Below are 24,696 nucleotides of genomic sequence, written 5' to 3'. Positions count from 1 at the left end.
TTTTTCCTGTAAAATGACTTTTTTCATGACCCGAGTCACTAGTTCAATGACTTTTTCTACCGTAGGATAATTAATATGAAATGATGAAAGGTGGATATCAAATGAAACGTAAGTGGGTCCCCATTGCCTTGGCTGCATCCCTTGTAGCCGTAACGACAGCGGGCTGTAGTACAACAGACAAACCGAGTCCGACTACATCGGCAAGCTCGACAACTGCTCCGAACGCTAGTACAAGCACGCCAAGCAGTACCAAAGCCAAAGAACTGAATGTCAATTTCCGTTCGGAGCCGCCGGTGCTCGATAGCTCCAAATCAACGGCAGCCGCTTCATTTACCATCATCAGCGCTCTGAATGAAGGACTTTACCGGATTGACAAGGACGGCAAGCCACAGCCTGCTCTGGCCAAAGAACTGCCGAAAATTTCCGCTGACGGCAAAACGTACACAGTTACTCTGCGCAACGGCTTGACTTGGGCGGATGGTTCTCCACTGACGACTAAAGATTTTGACTATGCCTTCAAACGTGTATTGGATCCTGCTACCGCTGCTCAATATTCTTTCATGCTTTCATACATAAAAGGCGCTAACGAGATGCTCGCTTCGAAATCTGCGGACGAGTTGAAGGAAAAAGAAAAAGGTCTCGGTGTGAAACTGATCGACGATAAGACCATTGAATTTACCCTCGACCAGCCGGTTCCATTCTTTACGGATTTGCTTGCCTTCCAAACGTATTATCCGTTAAAGAAAGATTTCGTGGAACAGCAAAAAGACAAGTTCGGCGCAGAAGCAAATACCATTATTGGCGCTGGACCATTCAAACTGGCTGACTGGCAGCATGATCAAAGTCTGACGCTAGTGAAAAACGACAAGTATTGGGACAAAGATAATGTGAAGCTCGACAAAATTACACTTAACATTGTCAAAGATGTAAATACAGGATTGAATCTGTTTGAAAATAATGCCTCCGACGTTGCCGATATTAGCCGCGATCACGTGCAGCTCTGGAAAGGCAAGCCGGAATACACGACCAAAAAAGAGCTGACCACTTCTTACATCATGTTTGGTGAGAAAAATGTGCCGGCCTTCAAGAACAAAAAGATTCGTTTGGCGCTTACTATGGGCATTGACAACCAAGGTTATGTGGATACCGTACTTGGCAACGGTTCTGTGGCCGCTCAGGGCTTGATTCCTACCGGTATGCAGGATGGCAATGGCAACGAATTCCGTAAAACGGCCGGAGACGTTCAGCCGAAATTTGACGTGGCTAAAGCGAAGAGCTTACTGCAGGAAGGTCTGCAAGAGCTCGGACTCAAGGAGCTGCCACCGGTTCATTTAATTTCCGATGATACGGAAGCGGGTAAAAAATCGACCGAATTTATTCTCGGACAATGGCAGCAAAATCTTGGTTATAAAGCGATTGCTGAGCCTGTTCCGCACAAATTGCGGATTGAAAAGCAATCCAAGCATGACTTTGAAGCCGTTGTTTCCTTGTGGAACGGCGATTACAATGATCCGATGACGTTCCTCGATATGTGGACTACAGGCGGAGAATTCAATGAGATTGACTGGTCGAATGCTGATTATGACAAACTCGTTAACGGCGCGAAGACTGAACTTGATCGTGCGAAGCGTACGAAAATGTTGGTTGATGCCGAGAAAATTTTGATGGACGAAATGCCGATTGGTACGAACTACTTCCGCTCCCAAGCTTTCGTTGTGAAGACGAAGGTCGATGGATTGATCTTACCTCCTATGGGTGGAGACTTCGAGTTCCGGTGGGCAACAGTTAAATAATTGGAAAGGACCGCAGCAGCTCTTCAGGCTATGCGGTCCTTTTTGCATTGCGGAAAATTTGTGACTTTCCCAATATTCGCTTGCAATTAATACGATAACGTAGTAATCTAAATTCAGCAGATATTACCATTTCGTATTAACTGGGGGAGCAACCGATGTTGGATCAGATGTTGGAGCTATTTTTGCAAAACGGTCTTCGCCCCTTGAGCTTTTTATCGGAAACGGCAGAGTTGGAGCGGGAAGTGAATCGTTCCGAACTAACGGCACTGATGGTGCTGCATTTTCGGGGTCAATTGACGATGTCGGCGCTCGCTTCTCATCTAGGCGTTCCGCTTAGCACGACTACAAGCTTGGTAAAGAGGCTCGTTCGTAAAGGACTGGTCGATCGAACGCAGTCTACCAAAGACCAACGGATTATGAACGTTGACCTGACCGAAGAAGGCATACAGCTGGCCGGGAAGGCAAGAGCGATCATGGAGAACATGTTTGAACGTGTTCAGGCTGCGCTTACGAAAGAGGAATTACAGCAATTTCTCCTACTTGCCATGAAGGTCGGAAAAGCGATGCAAGGGAAGGAAATGAAAGAGAATTCAGGGATAGCCGATTCGAAATTACGAAAAATCGCGATTGACGATTAGAGAATCCAAATTTTTTTAGTTAATTAATACGAAATCGTAATAATTTGCAGGAGGGTAAACCATGAGAATTATCATTTATACCGGTAAAGGCGGAGTCGGGAAGACGAGTATTGCTGCTGCGACTGGCGTACAGCTTGCTTCACAGGGTTATCGAACTTTGGTTTTAAGTACGGATGCGGCTCATAGCTTATCGGATTCATTTCAAATTTCTCTCGGCAGCGATCCGGTCCAGATCAGCGAACGATTGTGGGGCCAAGAGGTAGACAGTTTGCGGGAAACCGAGAAACATTGGGGGGCTGTGCAGAGCTGGCTGTCCGGTATCATGAGTTGGGCGAAGCTGAACGATATCACGACCGAGGAGACACTCGTGTTTCCCGGGATGGAGGAGCTATTCAGCCTTATGCAGATCAAACGCCACTCGGAGAGCGGCGCTTATGACGTCATTATCGTAGATTGCGCTCCCACAGGGGAAACGCTGAGACTGCTGAGCTATCCGAATCTGCTCAAGTGGTGGATGGAAAAGATTTTTCCCTATGAACGCCGGCTCATCAAAATGGTTAGGCCGATCACAAAAGTGGTCACTGGGGGGTTAACGCTGCCGGACGACAAAGTGATGGATAGCATTGAATCTTTTGTAAGCGAGTTGGAAGAACTGCAGACCCTGATTGCGGATCATGCGATTACAACGGTGAGGGTCGTCATCAATCCGGAGAAAATGGTCATATCGGAAGCGAGGCGGGCATTCACTTACTTGAATCTGTTCGGATTCAATACAGATGCCATTGTCGTCAACCGGGTGCTCCCGGAAGAAGCTGGCACCGGCTACTGGTCAGCGTGGCGCGACATCCATGCGAAGTATGAGGAGGAAATCCGGACTTGTTTCAGTCCGCTGCCAATATTCCGGATTCCCATGATGGAATTGGAAGTGCATGGGCTGCCTATGCTTGAACGGATTGGAAAAGCAGCCTTTACAGACTGCGATGCCGCGGCGGTGTTATACCGAGGGAGAATTCAGGAGATACGCAAGGAGGGTGACCACTACATGCTGGATCTCGAGCTGCCTTTTCTGCAGAAAGACCAGCTCCAGCTCAGTGAAAGAGGCGATGAGCTGACCATACAAGCAGGTCCGTATAAGCATAAGGTACTGCTTCCGCGAACATTGCAAGGACGGCCAATCGCAGGAGCAAGATTTACCGGGCAAAAGTTGTCGATCCGATTCGGTGAAAGGGCTATCGAATCTGAAGGAGAAGAGGGAGCTGCATATGAACAATGAAACGCTGGTTGAGTTTGCAGGCATTCTCATAGCTGCAGTTCTTGCAGTGGATGCACTGCTGCACGCTTACTGGGCGACAGGCCGTAACTGGCCTGCACCAGACAAACTCACATTGGCCCAGTTGATCTTGAATAGCAATAAAGTGCATCTCTTTAAACCAAGAGGCCTTATTTTACTCACCTGTTTGCTTTTTCTCGGTGCCCTGACTGTGCTGGCCCGTATCCACCGCCTTGGCACGCTCGGGCAACTAGTCCCTGACTCTATTCTCCAAATCGGCGTTCTGATCGTTGCTGCCGGGCTCTTCCTGCGCGGAATTGCAGGGATAGTTTGGGCGCTAGGTCTGGCAGCAGCCAAAAGCAAGCAATTTTATAAGCTCAATCTTATCCTTTATACACCGGTTTGCCTGGTGCTTTTCACAGCTGCGGTAGTCGTATCACGTTCCTAACAAACTAGGGGGTAACGTATGTATATCTTATATGCTGTTATTTCTGCACTGCTTGTATTAATTGGGACTCTTCACTGTTGTCTTACGCGTAAATTCAATTTTCAAAAGCCGCCGCTACAAGCCATCTGGTTTTTCGGTTGCGGGTTTCTACTGATCATTATTGGATTGTTCAATTTTGCTTTATTAAATGAAGGTGGCCATCCAGTGTTGAAATTATTATGTTTGATAAGTAACCTCATGGGCGTAATTTTTGCTATAGCCCTCCTGACCGTACTCAAAAAAGTGCAGGTTTACGTATCGCTGATGCTGCTTATTCTCCTTACTGGGCTTTCTATATTCATATAATTGCATCATGATCCCCCCTATTCGATCCTAAGCTGAATAAAATTTCTTTTTTTACTAAAATTAATAAGGAATGGAAAATGCATCGAGGGGGCCGATCCAATATGCCGCAACAAGAACAAGATCAACCAAACCTGAATCCGCAGCAACAAAGTTTGCAGAATATAAAGGAAGCCGCGCAACGGGCGGAGCAAGCTGCACAGCAATCCCAACAACTTGCGCAGCAGATCCAAAAAGAGGCGACTCAAGCTGAACTGCAAGATGCGGAACAACAAGTGCAGCAGCTCCAGGAAGAAGTGAAACAGGCTCAAGATTTGACTGACCAATTAAAGCAAGAATTGCAGTCCAGTCAATAGTCTGAAGTGCGTCAAGGCTGCCGTATTCCGGCAGCTTTTGTTTTCATGCCAGAATGGGTCTAGCCGCCATGAAAGTCGCAAAGCGTAGTCTCTATATTAGGTCGCTCATCTTCGACAGAACTCGATACAACTAATTCAGCAGCGTGATCATTTGATAAACCTCGCGATGATCCCCTGGAAGCACATTGCCCGCGACTTTGAGCTGTGAGGAACCGTCTCCATCCAGAAACAGACCGTCAACCAGCTTTCCCGCACCGACCTGCTCCATTACAGCAGAGCGGAACTGCTCGCCTGTGCAAGGCGTTGGCGCTACGACCAGGTAGACGTTGTTGCTTTTATCATAAACGATTCCTGAGCGCATTCGCTTCTCGCCAATGACCGGCATCTCCTCCGATATCGCTTGGCTTGTCCATCCATCCGGATTCCGCAGCCCCATACTCACGCCGCCCTGTGCCCAGTAATGCGCACGGTCCGTCACTTTCAGTTCATCGGCAGCCTCAACAACTTGAATGGTGAATGTTTTGGCTTTTTCATCCCATACCAGCGTCCCGCGTTTTCGATCGATGTTAAACCAGCCGGAACCATAATCGCCGGGCTTTCCTTTGACCGGTTGATCATTGATGACGGCGATGCTTAGCAAATAACCTTGCCAGAAAAAGCCTCCGTTAATCCCGTTATCTTGGAGTTCCGTGACATTGGCGGTAATGGCTTTTAGACCAATATTGTCGGGTGGCGTTCGAATCGTGTGCAGGACAACACCGTTGGTTCCTTGTTTAATGCTGTACTCGGATGCCGGGCGAATAGGAGGGCTCACATGCGTACGCGTCAGAATAATGACGGTCAACATAAAGCTGGTCAGCATAATAAGCACATAGATTAGTAGGGAGGTAGGGTTCGCTTTGACCGCACGAAACAAAGGCATGGGGCATACTCCTATTCTCTGAAATCATCTCGTTTCTATAAGTCTATGAATCAATACGGAGAGTTATTCATAGGCACAAAAAAAGAGCTGCTCCGTAAGTGAAAAACTTACAGAACAGCCCTATTTACAGATATGTAAACTCTTAGAAAATTGGAATTCTTGCTTTATTCCCGTCTTTGGAATAGAGGATAGCCTCCGAACTGAATAGATCAACGCGTTCCAGAGAATGAACGAGATTCATAATGGTAAGTTTGTTATAACGCAGTGCGCTAATTAAAGAAGGAATTAATTTGTGATCTGTACCAACAAAATGAACGGTAATGGGCTTCATGTTAAATAAGATGTTCATCCTCAACTTCGCATCATCTCCTGGCTCCATATTTTTTGACCTTTTTAAGATTATCATGTCCTTTCTATGAAGTCCGTCGATTATCGTTGTCGAATAAACACTGCTTTTGGGGACGGACTCACAAGAAACGACGATGATGCTTTTTACCGTCAAAGGTGAAAAGTACAGGTTTCTCTTCAACCACGGTATGCATATGAATCGGTTTGCCCCATAGTTTGTAAATGTAAGGGAGCGTTCTTTCGACGTATTTCAGATCAAGTTCTACTCTCTCGTATTCATGCTTAAGATACAACTCGCCGCTGCGCTGATAGTCGCCATCTTCGACAACGATGTAAGGGAAGCCGCCGTTTACCCGGGAATAAACAAGCTGATCGCGAATATTTTCCCATGATTTATCGGTGATTTTCCACTCGGGTCCTTTTTTCTCGAAAACATAGAGGTCCAGATCCTCGACGAGCGGTTTATTCATATAATTTCGAATAAAAGAAGTGTCGGATTCGTACTCGCGAACTTCGAATATTTTACGTCGACCTTCGCCCGCTTTGCGCCCGTGCCTGCGAATTTCTTCTTCCGTCGGATTATCCCAGCGTTTCTCGATATCCTCATAGATTTTCAGCCCAAGGTAGTAAGGGTTCAGACTGTGACGAGACGGAACGACGACCGAGGAATTCAGCTTCGAATATTCAATGGTCTCTTCCTCGTTCAAATCCAGCTCGCGCAGAATGCGTTGATGCCAGTACGAAGCCCAGCCTTCGTTCATGATTTTCGTCTCCAACTGCGGCCAGAAATACAACATTTCATCGCGCAGCATGGTGAGAATATCTCGCTGCCAATCCTCCATGTACGGCGCGTTCTCTTCGATAAACAGGAGAATATCCTTTTCGGGTTTAGCCGGAAAACGCTTCGCATCCTCTTTCTCCGCGGCAGCAGCTTTGCCTTTATCATCTAGTCCCCACAGGTCTTCATAACCATATTTCGCTTCCGACTTTGCATCTGGAGTCGTAGCTTTATGTGATTCTTGGCGGCTGCGTGCTTGTCGATAGGTTAGGGTCAGGACAGGATCGATATGTTCCTGGATCGCCAGCACCGCATCGATGAATTGCTCGACCTCCTCGGCTCCGTACTCGATTTCGTACTGCCGGATACGTTCGGCCGTGGCCGACATGCTTTCCACCATGTTACGGTTCGTTTTGGAGAAACGGACGTTGTTTTTGAAAAAATCGCAGTGGGCGAGAACGTGAGCGACGATAAGCTTATTTTGAATGAGGGAGTTCCCGTCGAGAAGAAATGCGTAACAGGGATCGGAGTTGATGACGAGTTCATATATTTTGCTCAAGCCAAAGTCGTATTGCGTCTTCATTCTGTGGAAATTTTTACCAAAACTCCAATGGCTGTACCTGGTAGGCATCCCGTAAGCCCCGAACGTATAAATGATTTCAGCCGGACAAATTTCGTACCGCATCGGGTAAAAATCCAAACCAAAGCCCTTGGCGATTTCCGTAATCTCATCAATGGCATATTCGAGCTGCTGGATCTCGGACGTACTCATTTTGCAGCCACTCCTTCCTTCGTAAAGAAGGTCTTCAGCGCTTTGTACACTTCGCCTTTTTCACGGATGACGTAATGAAGAAATTTGGGGTCATGAATATGGCGAAAAGCAGACATTAACGTACTGCTCCGGTTGTATTGATTGACTTCGCCATAGCCGAACATATTGGAGCGCTCCATCAGCTGACCGATCAGCTTGACGCAGCGTTCATTGTCGGAAGTCAGATTATCACCGTCCGAGAAATGGAACGGATAGATGTTGAACTGTGAGGGCGGGTAACGCTTGTCGATGATATCGATCGCAGTCTGGTAGGCGGAAGAACAGATCGTACCCCCGCTTTCTCCTTTCGTGAAAAACTCTTCCTCCGTTACCTCTTTCGCCTCGGTGTGGTGGGCAATGAAGACGATCTCCACATTCTCGTATTTGGTCCTTAGGAAGCGGGTCATCCAGAAGAAGAAACTGCGGGCGATATATTTTTCGAAGGATCCCATGGAACCCGAGGTATCCATCATGGCGATAATCAACGCATTGGAATGCGGCTTCTCAACTTCATCCCACGTCTTGAATCGAAGATCATCAGGAGAAATACCATGAATCCCCGGCTCGCCGGTTTTTGAGTTACGGCGTAAATTTTCAAGAATGGTGCGCTTTTTATCGATGTTCGACATGATGCCTTTTTTGCGGATATCGTTAAAGATCACTTCCGTCGTCGTCATATTGCGCTTTTCTTTTTGCTTCAAATTCGGCAGCTCCAGTTCTGCAAACAGCATCGCTTGCAGCTCTTCCATGCTGACTTCCGCTTCGTAATAATCTTCGCCGGCCTGATCTCCGGCTCCCTCGCCTTTGCCCGGACCTTGCGACGGCTGCGGATCAACGCCAAGCACATCGCCGACCTGCGAATCCCCGTCACCCTGACCAACATGCTTTCCCTTGCTGTAGTTGTAGCGGAAGCGGTATTCGTCCAGACTTTTTATCGGTACTTTCACCACTTGCTTGCCGTTTGACATGACAATGCTTTCGTCCGTTACAAGGTCAGGCAGGTTTTGTTTAATCGCATCCCGGACTTTTTCTTGATGGCGGTTTTGATCTTGGTATCCTTTGCGGTGCAGCGACCAATCTTCCTTGGAGACAATAAATAAAGGCTCTGTCATGTGGGACACCTCCTGGGCGTTTTTACTGCTATGACATGCAAGACGCATTAACGGTATCATTAAAGAAGCATGTTACTAAATATATTCAAGTGCGTGGGGGATATGTGATTGTAAGCTGAGAAAAGTGCTTGATCTGTTTTGCTGATCTTTGTTGCAAGGGTACCCCAGCACTATCTAGCAGCAGGTGCGATGGCCGTACAATTCGATAAGTTATTTAAATTTTGATATGAAATTGAAGTCTACTCTGGAAAGCAGATCGAAAGGACACTCCTTCGTTAAAGCGCTAAAGTGCTTAACAAAATTTCCTATTGGCGATAAAAACTTCCGCTGAACGACGGTCGCTCATCTTCGAAAGGACGTCGATAGACGTTTTTCTCATAGCAGGATCATGTTTTGCGCGCTGACCGCAATCTTTTGCGTCCGTCTCATTCATTGTTTGCGCGCTACGGGGATTCCGTGAATGATAAGATGTCTTCAGCAGTATGGTTCCTAAAACCCAATTCAATATATAGGAAAGGTGATTAACCAACATGCATCTGGTATGATTCTCGGCGGGATGCTGGTGATGGGTCTCTCACGTACAATCACCCCGCAGAGAATGCTTCTTGTCGGCTTTGCAACGAACGGTCTTGCGGTAGCAGTGATGGGCACGACGGACGTCGTTTTGTTGGCTATTGCAGCGCAATTCCTGTCGGGACTCATGGTGCCCTTTATCCACGTTGCCTGTCAGACTATCATTCTGACAAGGGCTGAGGAAGCGTTCGTCGGAAGAGTTAGCGGCATCATCAGCCCATAATTCATAGGTGGCAGGGGGCGGCAAAAATGGACCATTAGCAGCAAAATTAAGCCATAAATCAAATAATGAGGCTCATTCACAGAAAATATAAAGTAAGGATACTAAAACATGATTAGCAACTTTGCAAAGTTTCATCCCGTAGTGAAAACGCTCTTAATCGGGACGCTGCTTACAGCACTTTTTCGCTCGATGTGTTATCCGTTTATTACCATGATGCTTGGTACACGAACACATCTTCCGGTCGAGGTCATTGGGATATTAATAGGGATCGGCGCATTAGCCTCTAGCGTCGGTGCCTATGTTGGCGGTACTTTGTCCGATCGATTTGGCAGAGAAAGACTCATGCAGCTTTCGCTTGTAATCAGTGTTATTGAGTATGCAGGCTTCGCCGTTTTCTCCAATCTATATATTTTAGCATCGTTACTTGTAATTGGTGGATTCTTCGGATCGTATTTTGACCCTGTTTCCCGTGCATTAACTGCGGATATATCTTCTACGGTAATGCGAAAGCGGGCGCATTCGATGCGGTATTTATTGGCAAATGCCGGTTATGGGATGGGACCTCTCCTCGGTATATGGAGTGGCTTGGCCGGAAGTACATTACCATTTCTTTTCTTGGGTGCAATATGCATTTTATATTTGACAATTCTAACGTGGCTGTTTCATCGGTACAAATATGATATTATTCCTAAACAGTTAGTGGTGCTCACCGTGGAGGAAACAGGTCAGAAGTTTTCGCTGAAGACTGCCTTTTCAGTGTTAGGCCACGATTACGCTCTTGTGATGATTGTTGTCGGGGGTATCTGTACTACAACCATAGAGGGACTTTGGACAGTTCCGATGGCAGCATATCTCCCTCAAAAATTCTCCGATGGAGAAGCTATACTGGCCATCTTGTTAACAGTTAATGCGGTTACGGTTGTAATTGCCCAATCTTTTCTTATGCTATTTATGGAGCAAAAGTCCCCCGTTAAGCTCGTAATTTTTGGAAGTCTTTTGTTTGCTGCGGGAGAAGTGGGGTTTGCCTTCTCCAATTCATTGATTTGCTTTGTTGCATTCATGGTGGTCTTTACGCTTGGGGAGGTGTTGATTCTCCCTTCCCAATACGCCTTGCTTGACAACATCGCTCCTCCAAAAATGAACGGGTCATACTATGGTGCGTTCGCATTGAACGGTTTTGGTAACTTCCTAGGCCCTTGGTTGTCTACGCTGCTGCTTGATAAATGGGGTGGACAGATTATGCTCGTTATTCTTGCTGCAATCGCGCTAATGAGTATCCTTTGTTACAAAGCGGGGGAGAAACTACACCGTGAGAGAACATCAATACACCAAACAGCCATTAAAAGTTAAAGCAGATGCGTCTGGCGATGTAGTTCAGCTAATATTCGAAGAGGATCACTTTGAGAAGTTCATCACAATCTATAGATCAAAATGAAATAACTCGAAAAGCGCCATAGGAGTGGAAGGAGAAAATGCAAGCCTCATGAAAATATTAAAACTGTTGATTTATCTGATGATGGGATTTTTACTTTTAAATGCACTTCATACTTATGGGACATCGATACCGTGGTGTTCTTGGTATGATCCAAGTAGGAGTGGGGAGCAATTCCTATCCTTTATTTGGGTTTACCACTTCCATTTGTGATTGGTTTTGTTGTTCAGCTTTTCAATAATAGAAAGGACATGGTATGGTGGCGAAAATGCATTATTCGACTCTATCCACTATTTTGTCTGATGTCAACAACAGGATTTGTTTTATTAAACTTTAGTTTAAGTGGCTTAAGTGTTACTTTAGGCGGAGTATTCTGTTTAGTAATGTTTGTTTCGCTTTTTCCGATAGTCCTTTTGGATTTTCACGAATACTCGAAAAAGTGAATCTGCTGCAACTCAAAAAACAGGCAGTCAAAGACTGTCTGTTTTTTTGAATATAATTTTACTAATCCTGACAAGTGGGGGAATACCGCGGGATTAATCCATGAATATAATGCAAAACCACCGAATTCTACTCACATCCATGTTAGCCAACATTTACACTTATGAACGTGCTAATGATTGATGACGCCTTGTCTTCACTCTTCGAATGAATCGTCTATCCATATAGAAAGCAGCAAGCAATACGGTTAAACTAAGCAAAACTGGTATACCAAACGCTTCATAGGAAAACGGGTTGCCTTCGAAGTTCAGAGTGGTCGCACGGTAATCCAATCGCTTGGCACCATATTTAGCGGTTAGGACGTCCTCCTGCTTCGCTAAATCTTCAAGTGGAGCATCAAAGATAAATCTGTCAGCAGAGCCGCTGTGAATGAACTCAGGTACGACTTTACTTCCCTTTTCGTTCCACTGTTTGACATCTGCCGCAGCTAAAAACTCCGCCTCCACTCCCGGAACATACATTCGGTCAAGCTTCGGTGCATTCGACATTTGATATCGGGTGACAAGGTTAAGGTGATACTTCGTAACGATAGGCTGCTTGGCGTCTGAGATGGTGTATACCTTTGTTGTTCCGGAAGCGGCATAGGTATCAAAAATCGTTGTAAGCGCTCCGTCATCCATCCCGTTATACAACAATACCCCTGCACTTTTTTTATTCCATTGGAATGCTTGATTAAACGTAAATATCAATTCGGTTCGATCCACATAATAAGGGTTTACCTTCGGATTTTTTGCGAAATTATAAGAAGGGTAATTCATTTCTTTCGCTATTTTCTCCGCCATAGGTTCGCCTAATTGCTGTGAGATCACATAGAGGACGGCATCGATTCCTGAAGTGAGAGCTGCTGAAGCGACGATGTTCCCATCTGCGACATAACGCACATCCCTTCTCCATTTTGTTTCAGGATATTTATTGATTTCATGATAATCAAAACTTTTCCAGTCGGTCGTTGCTTCTTTCCCTTTTAATAAACCTGTATCGGCCAAATTCAACGCTCCAGCGCAAATACTTAACAACTTCGAATCAGCATGTTTTTGTATCCATTCACGGACAGGTTTATACTTTGCCTCGTCAACCATTGGCATAGCTGGGATCACAATAAGGTCGGGACTTTTTCCTAATAATCGATCCAGTTCATCAAAAGAATAGTGCGGCATCAGATCCAAACCGCCAGAGAGTGTTTTCATGTTTTTGTCCGGGGCAACTGCATATACGTTATAAGACTCAGTCATCGCAAACATTTCATACGGAACCATAAAATCAAACACTTCTGTCGTCGGATTGGATAAAAGGACAGCAACTGTAGGTTTTTTCGGATTATGTTCAGGCACGCTCACGCCTTGTAAAGCAGGCATTGGTGTTTGCCGAACGGGTTTCCAATATCCCTGATTGGAGCGAACATACCCAAACGCACCGATCCCTCCGAAAAGTAAAACGAACGTCATAACGTAGACAACGATACGTAATATTAACATTTTCATCTTTGATTCTCCTCTGGCCACAAATTATCGCTTTTTGCCACAGCGATAATTTCATCAATTGTCGCACCAAACGACAGCTTTCGGCTACCCTATTTCTTTTCTTCACTTCTGATGTAAGTGCCTAACAATCATGGGCACGATATACCGTGGAGCAAATCGAACGGAGGCAGCCATAATGCGGTTTCGAAAACCGGGGATTATAACGGTTTTTCCTCCCCTGTAGCCAACATAACCGGCTTTGGCAACAGCTTTTGCATTCATTAGACTGTTTGAGAACAATTTGGAATTTTGGATCTTCGCACGATTTGCAAACTTGGTTTCCGTCGGACCGGGACATAAAACGGACACACGTATGCCGGTCCCTCGGAGTTCATTTGCCAGTGCCTCCGTGAAGGAGAGAACATAGCTTTTAGTTGCATAATAAACCGCCATCAACGGTCCCGGCTGAAAAGCCGCAGTAGATGCGACGTTCAGGATGCCGCCTTGCTTGCGCACCAACATGCCGGGTAAGAATAGTTTGGTAAGATGGGTTAGATTTCGAACATGCAAATCAATCATGGATAGCTCATCCGGCAAATGAGTTTCCACAAAAGCTCCATGGATACCAAATCCGGCATTGTTTATCAGGACATCGATCGTAATCTGATCTTTTTGTAGTTCGGTAAACAATACATCGGGTGAATTCGGTGTAGATAGATCGATTGGGATCACACTTACCGAAGCCGTATATTTCACTTCCAGAAACGCTTTAAGTGTCAATAAATCAGCTTCATTACGCGCTGTAAGCACCAAACGACAGCCATCGGCTGCGAATTGTTCAGCTAACGCCTTTCCAATACCGCTGGATGCACCAGTGATTAAAACCGTCTGTTTCATGCAGATTCCGCCTCCGAGTTTATTTTACGTCGATGGTTCCAAATGATAAACAGCCCGGTCAGCAACAGGATGGAAAGAAAAATAATTAAATTGAGAGGCAGAAAGTATATTGCGATTGCAATCCATGCGAAGAGCAGGGAAACAGGGCTTGTATATTTAAGTAATCGATAAAATATCTGAGTAAATCCGGAACGATAATAGGATGTTGACTCGATCAATAGGATTAACGGGTTACAAATGATCCCGAAAATCAAAGGTATAACAATAAATAGAGGCAATTCTGATTTTGTTGACAACTCCAGCAGGTAAACAAGACCGGCGGAAAATGCTTGCATAAAAAAATCGAGATGAGCGGATTTGAGCTTACGGGGATTTGTAAATAGTTTGGTCCAAGGCGGCGAGTTGTCGTAATGGATCGCAGCAATCGGCAGCGACAATATAACACCGATGATAAAAGATACGAGTCCCCATTCTAACAAGTGAATGTTCATATTTATCTCTCCTTTGAAATTAATTTTCAATATTTGATATGTTACAAACTTTAATATATAACAATTGTTGTATATATACAAATATAAAACATTTTTTTCTTTTGTCAATAGAAAAATTGCAATTATTGCAAAACTGCAATTATTTTGATATACCAGTAATAAAACATTCGAGACAGGTGATGGCAAATGATCCATGATACATTTGGAGAATTCTTATTCTCCATTATTAAAATGTCGGGTATACTCGGCGGCGACAAATCTTTTGTCGAGGGGCTTACCCCCAAACAATTGCATCTTTTGATGGAAATAGGTTCACAAACTTATCGTCACGGAGATTTGGCAGGCATTCTTGGGGTGGACCCTTCCACGTTGACCAGGACATTGGATCCGCTTGCGAAAGCAGGCCTGGTGGACAGGCAATCCAACCCGGACAATAGAAGGGAAGTCCTTATCAAACTCACTGAAAAGGGCTTGGAAGCGGTTGTGGTGGCTCATGAAAAACATCATCAGTTGTTTGCCGATCTGTTAGACCAAGTTCCCGAAAACAAGCGAAACCAAGTGGATGAGAGTCTGGCTATTTTATTGAAAATCATCAAGCACACTCACGTTAAACATTAAAACAAGGCAACGGCTGATCTGAAGTTCAATTTGCAGGCAGCCGCTTTTTATTAAAATTAATTGCATACATACAACAATTGATTATTGACAATAAAAAATATTTCTTTATATTTGTATATATACAATAATTTGACGTCAACCAAAGGAGGTAACATCCATTGTTAATTGAAGTACTTGTCGGTATATCGCTTGGAATCTTGTCGATCTTACTCATTCACAAAGTTAATGGAGAAAGCTGGCTCTACTCGGCCATTGTCATTTCACTCCCCCTCATATACGTAACCTTCGCACTCGTCGCTGCGGACTACACTGCGGTTGTAATGGAGTTACTATTCGGAGCACCCTTTATCATTGGAGGGGTGGCGTGCCTGATATTCCGAGTGAAGATGTCAGCTAGAATTGTCGGGATCCTTTGGTTAGTGCATGCAGTATTCGATATCGTGCACGATAGATTATTCGTCAATCCCGGCGTTCCAGAATGGTATCCGGTGTTTTGCGCTGCAGTTGACGTTGTGATCGGAGCGTATTTAATCCAGCTTGTATCACTCAAACGTAAATGCGGTTAGTAAATATATTCAAGTGTGTGGGGGATAGCATGATTCATGGCTGACTGTAAGCTATTTTGGACAATATGGTATAATAAGGCCGAATTTGGGAAGATGGATGTGCTTGAAGCTATATGGGATATCCAATCTTCATTCGTACACATGAAGCGGAACAAAAACGTGATTACAGAATGATTAAAGATAAAGGAGAGTTATGCATGAAAGAGTTGAAGCTGACTGAGATGCAATGGAAAGAGCTGGTTGAAACTTATGATATTTATATGGATGAAATCGAGTTTTTTCTAAATGTTGAGACTGGTGAAACTGTCACATTAAGATCTTATGACAGGGACGATGAAGATGAGGAACTGAGCGAAACCATTGAGGAAGGGTTTAACGAGATCTATTATCGCGTTCCACATAGGGAATCAGATGAAGGATATATCGATATGGTAGATTTTACTGAAACGGTTTCAGATGCGAGATTAAGAAAGAGGCTGAATGACGTATTAAATGGCGGCCGAAAAATATTCCGCAGATTTAAAGACACGTTATCATCAGATAGCAGCGAACTGCAGCGGTATTATGATTTTTCTGAAAGCCGTAATCGTGAGCGCGTTATGGAATGGCTGCAAGATAGTGGATTCAAGGTGGATATTATTGATGGGAGCAGCAAAGAAAATGAATCAGATGAATTCGACTTTGGAACAATGGAAAAAAGCAAATAAGATCATGGCAAATCCTATAGATGAACTTCGTCTGACCAAAGTAAAAAGATCGCTTAAAGGCTATGTTGGAATATGGGAAATCGATTGCTTTTTTGCGGAGCACCCGATAAAATGTGCGGACTTTTATTAGAGATAATCGAACAAGCTCAGGTCATTCCAAAAGAACTATGGGTTTGTAACGAAGAGCTTTTTCATTACTTAAGGCAAATTCTAAATGTATTTGAAATTGAAGTGTACTTGACAAGCGAACTTCCGGCTTTGGAGGAAGCTAGAGAAGGAATGATGGATCACTTCAAGTAACTGTTTAGTCTGCACATTTCTCCCTAGGCATCGAAACGGAGACTGTGCAGACTTTTTGTTGTAGCGGAACTACTTTCCAATGAGTTGCAGAGGCCCAAAAGTAAATTTCTGATATAATAGAAACATCTTTCTCAATCAGGAGCACGTATTCATGGATCCCAAGTCACAAATACTGCGTTATTTACAATCTTTAAAGAAAAATACTACATTACTCTCAGAATTAGAGGCATTGTTTCTTGGACAACCCTGTACCTATGAGGAATTTTCCGGTGCGGTGCTGGAGCTTGAAGCTGCGGGGATTATGCAAATGGTTCAAAGTAAGGGAAGAACAGGCAAACAACCGTCCATTGCCTATCAGTATAAAGTGCAGAAGAGTCGTCTGAAGGAAGATTTGCATAAAGAAATCCATCGGGCCAGAATTTTCATTCATCCCTTGATCGGGCTGGATGCCTATTATTCTTTGGAGTCTGGCGATTGGGAGCTTGATTGGCCTTATATTGAACGAATTGATGCTTATCTTAAGAGTCATACGTTGCCCAAGACTCCTGTGCCAGCCCCGGAGAGAAGCTTCGAGCTTGTTGGCGATGAGAAATGGATTACGGATAAGCATGGAAAAGAGCTTCTGATACGAACTGGGTTATGGGATAAGCTGCATATTATTCCTGTCGCCGACCCGCTGATGATGGCGGTCAATCCTGGGTACATTGCAAATACCATTCACAGGCACCTTATCGTAGAAAATAAAACGACCTACCAGGCGCTGCTCCAGGCATTGCCGGATGTTCCATTTACGACGCTGATTTTTGGCGGCGGATATCGCATTACCAAAAGCATCGAGCTGCTTCCACTGCAGCTGCCGCTCAGTGCTTCCATACATCAATTCTACTATTTTGGTGATATCGACCATGAAGGGATTGCCATTTGGCATATGCTTAACGAACGTGTACTGGAATGGTTCGGCAGCCCGGCGAAGCCGGCATTGCCCTTTTACCGGGCATGCCTTGACAGAAGCTTCGTCTATGGCAAGGAAAATCAACGAAACAATGATCAGGCCGTTCAAGCATTTATGAGACACTTTTCCCAAGAGGAGCAAGCAAGGATAAGCGCTCCTTTAGCGGCAGGCGGTTATTACCCCCAGGAAATATTACATACACAAGAGCTCTGCGCTTTATGGAGGAACACACAATGGATTACGTAGAAATTGGGCAGATTGTTTCCGGGTTTAAGGAACGCATGGCCAAGCTGGCGCTGTTTGATCCCCTGTACGAGCTTCAGCGGAAACGGCAGACGGATCGGCAGAACAAGCCGATTGACTTCATGGAGCTGGGCATATTGACGCTGCTTTACTTCTTTGAGCAGAAGCTGATGCGCAATCATAAGGCAGGCGTCAAAGACCTGACCCAGTTTCTGATGAAGGTGACCGGGATTTTCATCGATCTAGATGAAGACGGTTTTGAGGACCTGGCGAGGCAGATCATCCAAACCTTCCGGCCTACGACAGGGAAGAAACGGGATTTTTCCTTTATGAATTGGGAGACCGGACAGCCGGATCATATTTATATTTCGATTTTGAAGGCGAATGCCTTTGATCTAAAAACGAATACCCAATATTACACGCTCGACGATGATGGGTTGGAGCTTATTTTTGCGACCAAGGAATTTTATTCGGAGTTCCAGTTATCGATTCATCAGCTTGTGCTGCGTAAGCAACTGGAAAAGGGCGAGTTCGAAGGCGCGCTGCGGCAAATTAATGAAATGCGAATAGACGTAGAAGCTCTGCAGGAGCGAATGGTCAAGCTGGAGCACGAGCTGAAAAGAAATATTGTGTCGGAAGAAACGTTCGGACGCTACAAAGGTCTTCTTGAGGATATTTATCTTCGGCTGCAAATGGAGAATGAGGAGTTCGAGGAATTGCGGCAGTTCGTGAAAGAGACGAAGGATCGCGTACATGCAGTAACGATCAGTCAGTCGGATCAACGGCCTTATGAATTAATTTTACGCATTTCCAATGAACTGGAAAAGGTGCACAGCGAGCATTCCATCCTTTTCCAACAAAGCATGGTGCTCAAATCTCATGCACTAAGCGCCGCTCAAGAATCCCTGTATTATACAGGGCTGGATTCTTTCAATTTTGACCAGGACATCGGCTCTCTGATCTTCAGTACGCCGCTTCCGCTAGAATCGATGAAGGGCGTGCTGGCTCCTTTCCTTCCTTTGGAAGAGACGAAGATGTGGTCGCTGCTGACGGTATGGGCAGAACAAAATATTCTGGAGGATGGAAATGGACAGGAGAGGGACGACAAGTTCCTGGAAATTGGCGGAGATAGCGATGAAATGCGTTATCATACCATCCAGCAAAAGTTGTACAAGTTGCTCATGGAGCAGCTGCTGCAAATTATGGAAGCGGATGGCAGAGCTGAGTTGAGGCAGTATATCAACTTATTTGAAACTGGCGAGCATTCGAGGCTGTTACAAGAACGGTCGTTTTATGATTTTTGGATTTATTTGCATCAACGAAGTCCGCTTCGGAGAGGCGACAGTGATACGCAGCAGAATGAAACGCAAGGTGCTTGGCTGGATGATATGTACGCGCTCCTCGAAAATCGCAGTCTTATCGTCATTGAGCAAGAGGATACCATTAACGTAGGCGGCAGGTTTACGATTCAGAATATGTTGATTTTATGGGGAGATGCGTTTGACTATGGGGCTTGAGAACGGGACAGTCATGAGAGCATTTCGCATCTATACGTTGCTTGCTCGCGATAGCATGGTAGGGAAAGAGTGGCTACAGGAATACATGGCCGATGATTTGGTACGCGGGTTGGTGGATCAGTTCGCCCGTGAAGTCGACTGTGTTACGGTTATAGCCGGGGAACAGCTGTACATGATACCGGAGACGCGATTATCGCCTTTTCATATCAATAATGATACGCTCAAACGTGTGTATTTGCGGGCTAATGCCGTTAATGCCGATCTATATCTGATGTACGTGAGCATTATTGTGTTGATTGGAGCTTTTTACGACAGCTATCAAACGATGGAGCCTACCAGAAGCTTTATTGGCCTTGATGATTGGACGGCGCTTGTGAATGAGCGAATAGAGCTGCTGAAGACGCATCCTGAGGAAGAACTGAGAGAGATGGAGAAGGAATTTTCCTACAACTGGACTTCTTTGATTGAAAAATGGAGCGCTATGGATGACATTAAAGAGACAGCCTCCAGGCAAAGCGGCAATACGATTAGCCGGGTTAGCTTTATGGATACGGTACGCAAATTCCTGGTCGCTCAAGAGTTAGCATCCGATATCGGCAATCAGGAAATTGCTTTAACGGAAAAAACGAAAGTGATTGTGCAGCGATATTTCATGGAACTTGAATATAACCGAGGAATTTTGGAGTTTCTATATCAATTCGATGCGAGCGTTGAGGAGGTGAACAGCCATGCCGGCCATATCTAGAATACGTTTTACGAATGTCGTCTATGAAGACGGCAACAAGCGATACAACGACGAAATGTTTCTTTTCGACGGGCATAATGGAGCGATTTTGCTGGAAAATGGCGGAGGTAAGACGGTTTTTATTCAGACTGCGATACAGGCTGTACTCCCTCATACCGATCTTGCCGGACGGAAGATGAAGGATACGTTAAGTCTGGAAAATGGTCCGGCACATATTGCGATTGAGTGGATTTTGAGCGAAAGGCCACGCAGATATGTCGTAACCTGCGTCAGTTTGTTTTTAACGGCAACAGGCATGGATTCGTATCGTTATTTGTACGATTATCCGGCGCTTGATCCCGACTCGATCGAACGGATTCCTTTTGTCAAAGAAAGCGCCGGTAAGCTTCGGGCTGCGGATAAAGGCGAGATTTATGACTACTATCAAGGTATGTCGTCGAAACGGATGAACGCCAAGATGGCTCCCACGATCAAAGAATACAAGCAAATATTGGAAAATGATTACCATATCATTGCAACAGAATGGGAACGCATAGCCAAGATCAATAGCTCTGAGGGCGGTGTGGAGAGCTTCTTTGATGAATGTAAGACAACAAGCCAACTGTTTGACCGGCTGCTGATCCCAACGGTAGAAGATGCCATGGCAGGATATGAGCAGGGCGAGTTTGCCGATACTTTTGAATCACACCGGGACAGTTTCAAAAAATATAAAGAATTAAAAGAGAAAATCGAAGAAAATCAAAAAATTCTTTCCGAATTGGACAGTTATGTGCGTATTTTTGCTAAATTGGACACCAAACAGCAGGAGTACGCGACTGCTCAAGCCGAAGCAAAAGCCTATTGGCTATTAGCTAATGAGCAGAAAGATGAAGAGTCCGCGAAACTTACCCAATTGCGCAATCAAATGGCAGAGTGCGAGCGGCAACTGCTGCTTTTGATGCAAAAAAGGGAGTCGCTTCATATCGCTAAGCAAAAGCAAGAGCAATCCGCCTTGGAAACAAAGCTGAACATGGTAGAAGAAGATGTAGAGAGATTAGAGTTGCAGGTTCGAACCGCCAAGCGGCAGTACTACTCCTTACGTCTTGCTGACTATAAACAGCAGTGGAAGAAAGCGGAAGAGCGCATGAACTACTTGCAGCATGAACTGGATCAGTTCGGGAGCACGCAAGAGGAAGAAGAGCTTCAAACGGCCTGGGTAACGAACAGCGGGCAGATTCGCAGTTTAATTTTGAACATGGAGCAGGAGTGGCAGCTTGAAGAGGCGAAGCATCAACAGGACTTAGCAGCTTATGAGGAACGGAAGAGCTTGGAGGAAACTGTTTTAGAAGAGCTATCCGTCCAACTGGAGGGTTTGAACAAACGAATCATTGAACATAGGTCAATTGCGGAAGCGCGCGAGATGGACAGGGATTTGCTCCGGAAAAACGTACTGGCGAATCCTGCTGTAGAGAGCATGGAAGGAAGCATGACGGATTGGATTCAGCGGTATCAAAAATTGGACGACAGCAATGTCCTGCTCGTACAGAAAAACAAGGAATTAGCGTCCGGCAAGGAAGAAAACGGCAGGGAGCTCGAACAGGTGAGCGTAAGTCTCAAGGAAGCGTATGGGGAACGCGCCGGTTATGAGCAGAACCTTGAAGCTTTCAAGAATGAGCACCAATCTCTGCTTGCAAAACTTGCCGTGTATAGGTCGTCTTGGGGGAGACTCACGTCCGTTTACGATAAGCAAAGCTCCATCGAAGAGCAGTTTAACGATGATATGGAGAAGCTGCGCTTGGAGAAGGAAGCAAACCTGCTCAAAGAGCGTCTCGCTTTTCGCTATATCGATGATTACAGCAACCAGCATACATTTTTCGCTGATGTCTATGTTGCAGGATTGCTGGATAAATGGAGAAATCAGTTCTCTCTGCTGGAAACAGGCATTCAATACTTGCAAGGTGTGGGCTTAACGCAGCAAGCATTGATACACCCTCTTTGGTCCGTAACCTTGATAACGACTGAAGGGGAAGTCGCCCAATTGACGAACAAATTGCGGCACCATGCGGAGGACATGCAGTTTCCGATACAAGTCATATCATCGCAGGAAGCTTCACGTCTGGCTAATTTGCAAGCACCGGTTACTGCGGCAGAGAATGCTTGGATTGAGCCGCAGCATTGGCGGGAGAACGCGGATGCCGCTGCATTCGTGAGCTGGAAGCAAAGCATTTTTGAACAAGGTGCTGAGGTTCTGAAAGCGCGACAAGCAAAGGAACAGGAGTTGCAGCGCACTTCGGATCTACAAGCGTTGTTCAGCCGATTCATAGGCTTATACCCTCTTGAGGCCGTACAAGAGATGGAAAAGTTGGTTGGGCTGGGGCGCGAACGGGTTCGTGAACTGGAGAGCCGAGAGGATGTACTTAAGAAAGCGATTGGGCAAGTGGAGCAAACGCTAGATCAACATAATAAGATTATGGATGAGCAAAAGGCCGAGATGGTCCAGCTCCAGCAGTGGATTGAAAAAGGGCAAAAGTATTTTGACCTTGGAAAAGAAATCAGTGCGCTCAACTTGGCCATTGATCAGCTTACTGAGCAAGCTGAAATGTTGCAAAGCAAGGTAAGCAGCAGACAACGCTCCATTGAGGATTTCAAACAGAAGATGGAATCCGCCAAAGACCGCATGACCTATTTGAAAATGGAAAAAGCAAGTCTACAAGGCCAAGAGCTGTATACGGAGGTTCTGCAAACAGATCCGATTCCAGCGAACTATAGCTTGGATTGGTTGAAAAATGAAAGGAAGGACTTGCATCTTAAACTGCATCGCATTTCTCAGGGACGTCAACAGCTCGAAGCGGATTGGAATCATGCGAAGAACAGTAAGTCCTCTCTGGAGAAAGATATGAACAAGCTCCGTTTGGAACAGGCTGATTTGGAACTGAACGAAGAGCTCGCGTTTTCTGTGACGGGCGAAGAACAGATGTCAGACTTATTTAAGGATTTTAAGGATCAGGAAGCTCGGCTTACGCGAGAGAAAGCTGAATACAGACGAGTCGAGGATCAATATAATGCGCAATCGACAAGGGTCAAACTCTTGATCGAACAGTATGCTGAAGCTCATTCCGGGCAGCAGCCTTCCGTTTTTTATGAAGCGTTGCAATTGGTTGAGGCGCAGGTTCAAAGTGAAGATAGACTTTTAAAGGAACAGCAATTGGGCTTGCAGCAACTAAATACGCAAATGCAAGGTCAATTGAGTAAGATTGAAGAGGTTATTCAATACTTAAATCAGTACAAAATCGTGCACGGGTTTGAAAACCCTCTTATTCAGCCGGCGTTAATCACACAAGAAGCGAAAGCAGAGTTTCCTTATGACCGGATGAAAATCGCCAAGAAATCATTGATTACGCTATCTGCAGCTATGGAAGGTCTTGAATTGGAAAGGACATCTGTGAAGAAAGCCAGAACCCAGTTTATTGATTTTTGCCGGAAGCACATAAAAGATGTGAAGCTTAGAGAAATGGCCGAAAATGGTGTTGAGCAGAAAGACAGCTATTCGGAAATGACGTTGTTTCAGCAGAAAATGCATAGCAGAATTGAACGCGTTAACCATGTCGCAGAAGAGACGATGCGTACCCATAACCAACAATTGGAGCAGTATATTATTCATGTACACAGCCACCTCAAGCTGATTGCTTCTGAACTTAGAGACATTCCCAACAAAACCAGAGTGAAGGTCGAAGATCAGTGGAAGCTGATTTTCTCGTTTCATATACCGGAATGGGAAGAACTTGAAGCCAAAGACCATTTGCGTAAACATCTGGAATGGATTCTGGTTGAATTGGAAAAAGGCCATTTCCTTGACGATAGCGGTCATGAAGTGAAGCCGACGGTTCGCAAAGAGATTGAAAAGTGGCTGGATACCAAGCAGCTTCTGCAAATTGTGTTGCAGGAAAAGCCGATGAAAGTAACCTGCCGGAAAGTGACGAATGAGAATAACGTAACGAAGGCTTCCTTCTCCTGGGAACAGTCGAATAATTGGTCCGGCGGGGAGAAGTGGAGCAAGAATATGACCTTATTCCTGGGACTTCTCAACTATGTCGCGGAGAAACGCCAGCACATCCAAGCGAATATGAAAAGACATCGTACCGTCATCATGGATAATCCTTTCGGTAAGGCCTCGAGCGATCACGTACTGAGTCCCGTTTTTTTTATCGCTGAACAACTCGGCTTCCAGATCATTGCGCTCACGGCACATGCTGAAGGTAAATTTCTTAAGGACTATTTCCCGGTTGTCTTTAGCTGCAGGCTAAGACAGGCAGCAAATGGAAGCAAATTAGTCATGACCAAAGAAAAGGAAATTAATCAGGCTTATTTCCGCGATCATGCACCGATTTCTTTAGAAAGATTAGAGGATGTCAAGCAGATAGAACTATTCATGTAACGTTTTGGATTAAAGTGTTTATATAAAGTAAAAAATCAATCAAAAAGTCTGCCTGATCCCCCGCCGCTGCGGTACGGATCAAGCAGGCTTTTTAGTTATTTCTGTATTTCTGATCGTTTTGTGAACTTTAACTGTTTTTAACTTTCTTTTATGTAAAAATATTTATTTTTTTAACCAGTTTTAAACATTCAATGATACTCTCCATACTTGAGAAATTTTTTTAAAAAATTATGGGAGTG

The 24,696-nt window shown here is 45.0% G+C and carries 23 protein-coding genes; 16 read left to right on the top strand and 7 right to left on the bottom strand.

From position 1 onward, the window contains the following. Positions 1 to 101: 101 nt before the first annotated feature. From ACFQZT_RS00795 to ACFQZT_RS00770, 6 genes are all read left to right on the top strand, one after another. Positions 102 to 1,793, top strand: coding sequence for a peptide ABC transporter substrate-binding protein (locus tag ACFQZT_RS00795; RefSeq protein ID WP_379295575.1), 1,692 nt, complete (start codon positions 102 to 104; stop codon positions 1,791 to 1,793). A gap of 155 nt (positions 1,794 to 1,948) precedes the next feature. Next, positions 1,949 to 2,431, top strand: a complete 483-nt coding sequence (locus tag ACFQZT_RS00790) for a MarR family winged helix-turn-helix transcriptional regulator (protein ID WP_379295573.1) — start codon at positions 1,949 to 1,951, stop codon at positions 2,429 to 2,431. 61 nt (positions 2,432 to 2,492) lie between these two features. Further along, entirely contained in the window at positions 2,493 to 3,704 is a 1,212-nt protein-coding gene (locus tag ACFQZT_RS00785) for an ArsA family ATPase (RefSeq protein ID WP_379295571.1), read from the top strand. Further along, the gene (locus ACFQZT_RS00780) at positions 3,694 to 4,149 is read left to right on the top strand and encodes a DUF3995 domain-containing protein (protein WP_379295569.1); all 456 of its coding nucleotides are present in this window, start codon (positions 3,694 to 3,696) and stop codon (positions 4,147 to 4,149) included. The genes ACFQZT_RS00785 and ACFQZT_RS00780 overlap by 11 nt, the downstream gene beginning before the upstream one ends. 18 nt (positions 4,150 to 4,167) lie before the next feature. Continuing rightward, positions 4,168 to 4,494, top strand: a complete 327-nt coding sequence (locus tag ACFQZT_RS00775) for a hypothetical protein (protein WP_379295567.1) — start codon at positions 4,168 to 4,170, stop codon at positions 4,492 to 4,494. 101 nt (positions 4,495 to 4,595) lie between these two features. Next, positions 4,596 to 4,847 (top strand): hypothetical protein, encoded by a 252-nt coding sequence (locus ACFQZT_RS00770; RefSeq protein WP_379295565.1) that lies wholly within the window; start codon positions 4,596 to 4,598, stop codon positions 4,845 to 4,847. Between the two features lie 130 nt (positions 4,848 to 4,977). Here the strand turns inward: ACFQZT_RS00770 and ACFQZT_RS00765 are convergent, their stop codons facing one another. The 4 genes from ACFQZT_RS00765 to yhbH form a co-directional block, all read right to left on the bottom strand. Continuing rightward, positions 4,978 to 5,769, bottom strand: a complete 792-nt coding sequence (locus tag ACFQZT_RS00765; protein WP_379295563.1) for a hypothetical protein — start codon at positions 5,767 to 5,769, stop codon at positions 4,978 to 4,980. A gap of 142 nt (positions 5,770 to 5,911) precedes the next feature. Continuing rightward, positions 5,912 to 6,124: a hypothetical protein gene (locus ACFQZT_RS00760; RefSeq protein ID WP_188176423.1), complete on the bottom strand. Its 213-nt coding sequence runs from the start codon at positions 6,122 to 6,124 to the stop codon at positions 5,912 to 5,914. A 112-nt stretch (positions 6,125 to 6,236) separates the two neighbouring features. Then, positions 6,237 to 7,667, bottom strand: a complete 1,431-nt coding sequence (locus tag ACFQZT_RS00755; RefSeq protein WP_379295561.1) for a SpoVR family protein — start codon at positions 7,665 to 7,667, stop codon at positions 6,237 to 6,239. Then, positions 7,664 to 8,818: a sporulation protein YhbH gene (yhbH, locus tag ACFQZT_RS00750; protein WP_379295559.1), complete on the bottom strand. Its 1,155-nt coding sequence runs from the start codon at positions 8,816 to 8,818 to the stop codon at positions 7,664 to 7,666. The genes ACFQZT_RS00755 and yhbH overlap by 4 nt, the downstream gene beginning before the upstream one ends. A gap of 517 nt (positions 8,819 to 9,335) precedes the next feature. Here yhbH and ACFQZT_RS00745 point away from each other — a divergent pair. Together ACFQZT_RS00745 and ACFQZT_RS00740 are read left to right on the top strand one after the other, a co-directional pair. Continuing rightward, entirely contained in the window at positions 9,336 to 9,614 is a 279-nt protein-coding gene (locus ACFQZT_RS00745) for an MFS transporter (protein ID WP_379295557.1), read from the top strand. Between the two features lie 108 nt (positions 9,615 to 9,722). Continuing rightward, positions 9,723 to 10,964: an MDR family MFS transporter gene (locus tag ACFQZT_RS00740; RefSeq protein WP_379295555.1), complete on the top strand. Its 1,242-nt coding sequence runs from the start codon at positions 9,723 to 9,725 to the stop codon at positions 10,962 to 10,964. A 684-nt stretch (positions 10,965 to 11,648) separates the two neighbouring features. On the opposite strand, the gene ACFQZT_RS00735 is transcribed toward ACFQZT_RS00740, so the two are convergent. From ACFQZT_RS00735 to ACFQZT_RS00725, 3 genes are all read right to left on the bottom strand, one after another. Then, positions 11,649 to 13,028 carry a DJ-1/PfpI family protein gene (locus tag ACFQZT_RS00735; protein ID WP_379295553.1) on the bottom strand — a complete coding sequence of 460 codons (1,380 nt, stop codon included), beginning with the start codon at positions 13,026 to 13,028 and terminating at the stop codon, positions 11,649 to 11,651. 102 nt (positions 13,029 to 13,130) lie between these two features. After that, positions 13,131 to 13,904: an SDR family NAD(P)-dependent oxidoreductase gene (locus ACFQZT_RS00730; RefSeq protein ID WP_379295551.1), complete on the bottom strand. Its 774-nt coding sequence runs from the start codon at positions 13,902 to 13,904 to the stop codon at positions 13,131 to 13,133. After that, entirely contained in the window at positions 13,901 to 14,395 is a 495-nt protein-coding gene (locus tag ACFQZT_RS00725) for a hypothetical protein (RefSeq protein ID WP_379295549.1), read from the bottom strand. The genes ACFQZT_RS00730 and ACFQZT_RS00725 overlap by 4 nt, the downstream gene beginning before the upstream one ends. A 186-nt stretch (positions 14,396 to 14,581) precedes the next feature. Here ACFQZT_RS00725 and ACFQZT_RS00720 point away from each other — a divergent pair, with 186 nt between their 5' ends. From ACFQZT_RS00720 to ACFQZT_RS00685, 8 genes are all read left to right on the top strand, one after another. Continuing rightward, complete coding sequence (locus ACFQZT_RS00720) at positions 14,582 to 15,013, top strand: MarR family winged helix-turn-helix transcriptional regulator (protein WP_379295547.1); 432 nt, start codon at positions 14,582 to 14,584, stop codon at positions 15,011 to 15,013. A gap of 158 nt (positions 15,014 to 15,171) precedes the next feature. After that, positions 15,172 to 15,579 (top strand): hypothetical protein, encoded by a 408-nt coding sequence (locus ACFQZT_RS00715; RefSeq protein WP_379295544.1) that lies wholly within the window; start codon positions 15,172 to 15,174, stop codon positions 15,577 to 15,579. A 197-nt stretch (positions 15,580 to 15,776) separates the two neighbouring features. After that, positions 15,777 to 16,286 (top strand): UPF0158 family protein, encoded by a 510-nt coding sequence (locus tag ACFQZT_RS00710; protein ID WP_379295542.1) that lies wholly within the window; start codon positions 15,777 to 15,779, stop codon positions 16,284 to 16,286. A 111-nt stretch (positions 16,287 to 16,397) separates the two neighbouring features. After that, a complete protein-coding gene (locus ACFQZT_RS00705) occupies positions 16,398 to 16,586 on the top strand; it encodes a DUF6930 domain-containing protein (protein ID WP_379295540.1) in 189 nt (62 codons plus the stop codon). 151 nt (positions 16,587 to 16,737) lie between these two features. Next, on the top strand, positions 16,738 to 17,784 hold the full coding sequence (locus ACFQZT_RS00700) for a Wadjet anti-phage system protein JetD domain-containing protein (RefSeq protein WP_379295538.1): 1,047 nt from the start codon (positions 16,738 to 16,740) through the stop codon (positions 17,782 to 17,784). Then, positions 17,772 to 19,298: a replicative DNA helicase gene (locus ACFQZT_RS00695; RefSeq protein WP_379295536.1), complete on the top strand. Its 1,527-nt coding sequence runs from the start codon at positions 17,772 to 17,774 to the stop codon at positions 19,296 to 19,298. The genes ACFQZT_RS00700 and ACFQZT_RS00695 overlap by 13 nt, the downstream gene beginning before the upstream one ends. After that, positions 19,288 to 20,043, top strand: a complete 756-nt coding sequence (locus ACFQZT_RS00690) for a DUF6063 family protein (RefSeq protein WP_379295754.1) — start codon at positions 19,288 to 19,290, stop codon at positions 20,041 to 20,043. Before ACFQZT_RS00695 ends, ACFQZT_RS00690 begins: the two co-directional genes overlap by 11 nt. Further along, a complete protein-coding gene (locus ACFQZT_RS00685) occupies positions 20,027 to 24,457 on the top strand; it encodes a coiled-coil domain-containing protein (RefSeq protein WP_379295534.1) in 4,431 nt (1,476 codons plus the stop codon). The genes ACFQZT_RS00690 and ACFQZT_RS00685 overlap by 17 nt, the downstream gene beginning before the upstream one ends. Positions 24,458 to 24,696: the final 239 nt, after the last annotated feature.

Origin of the sequence: Paenibacillus sp. GCM10027628 (assembly GCF_042676385.1) — a bacterium.
GTDB lineage: Bacteria > Bacillota > Bacilli > Paenibacillales > NBRC-103111 > Paenibacillus_E.
This window is presented reverse-complemented; position numbering and strand designations above follow the sequence as displayed.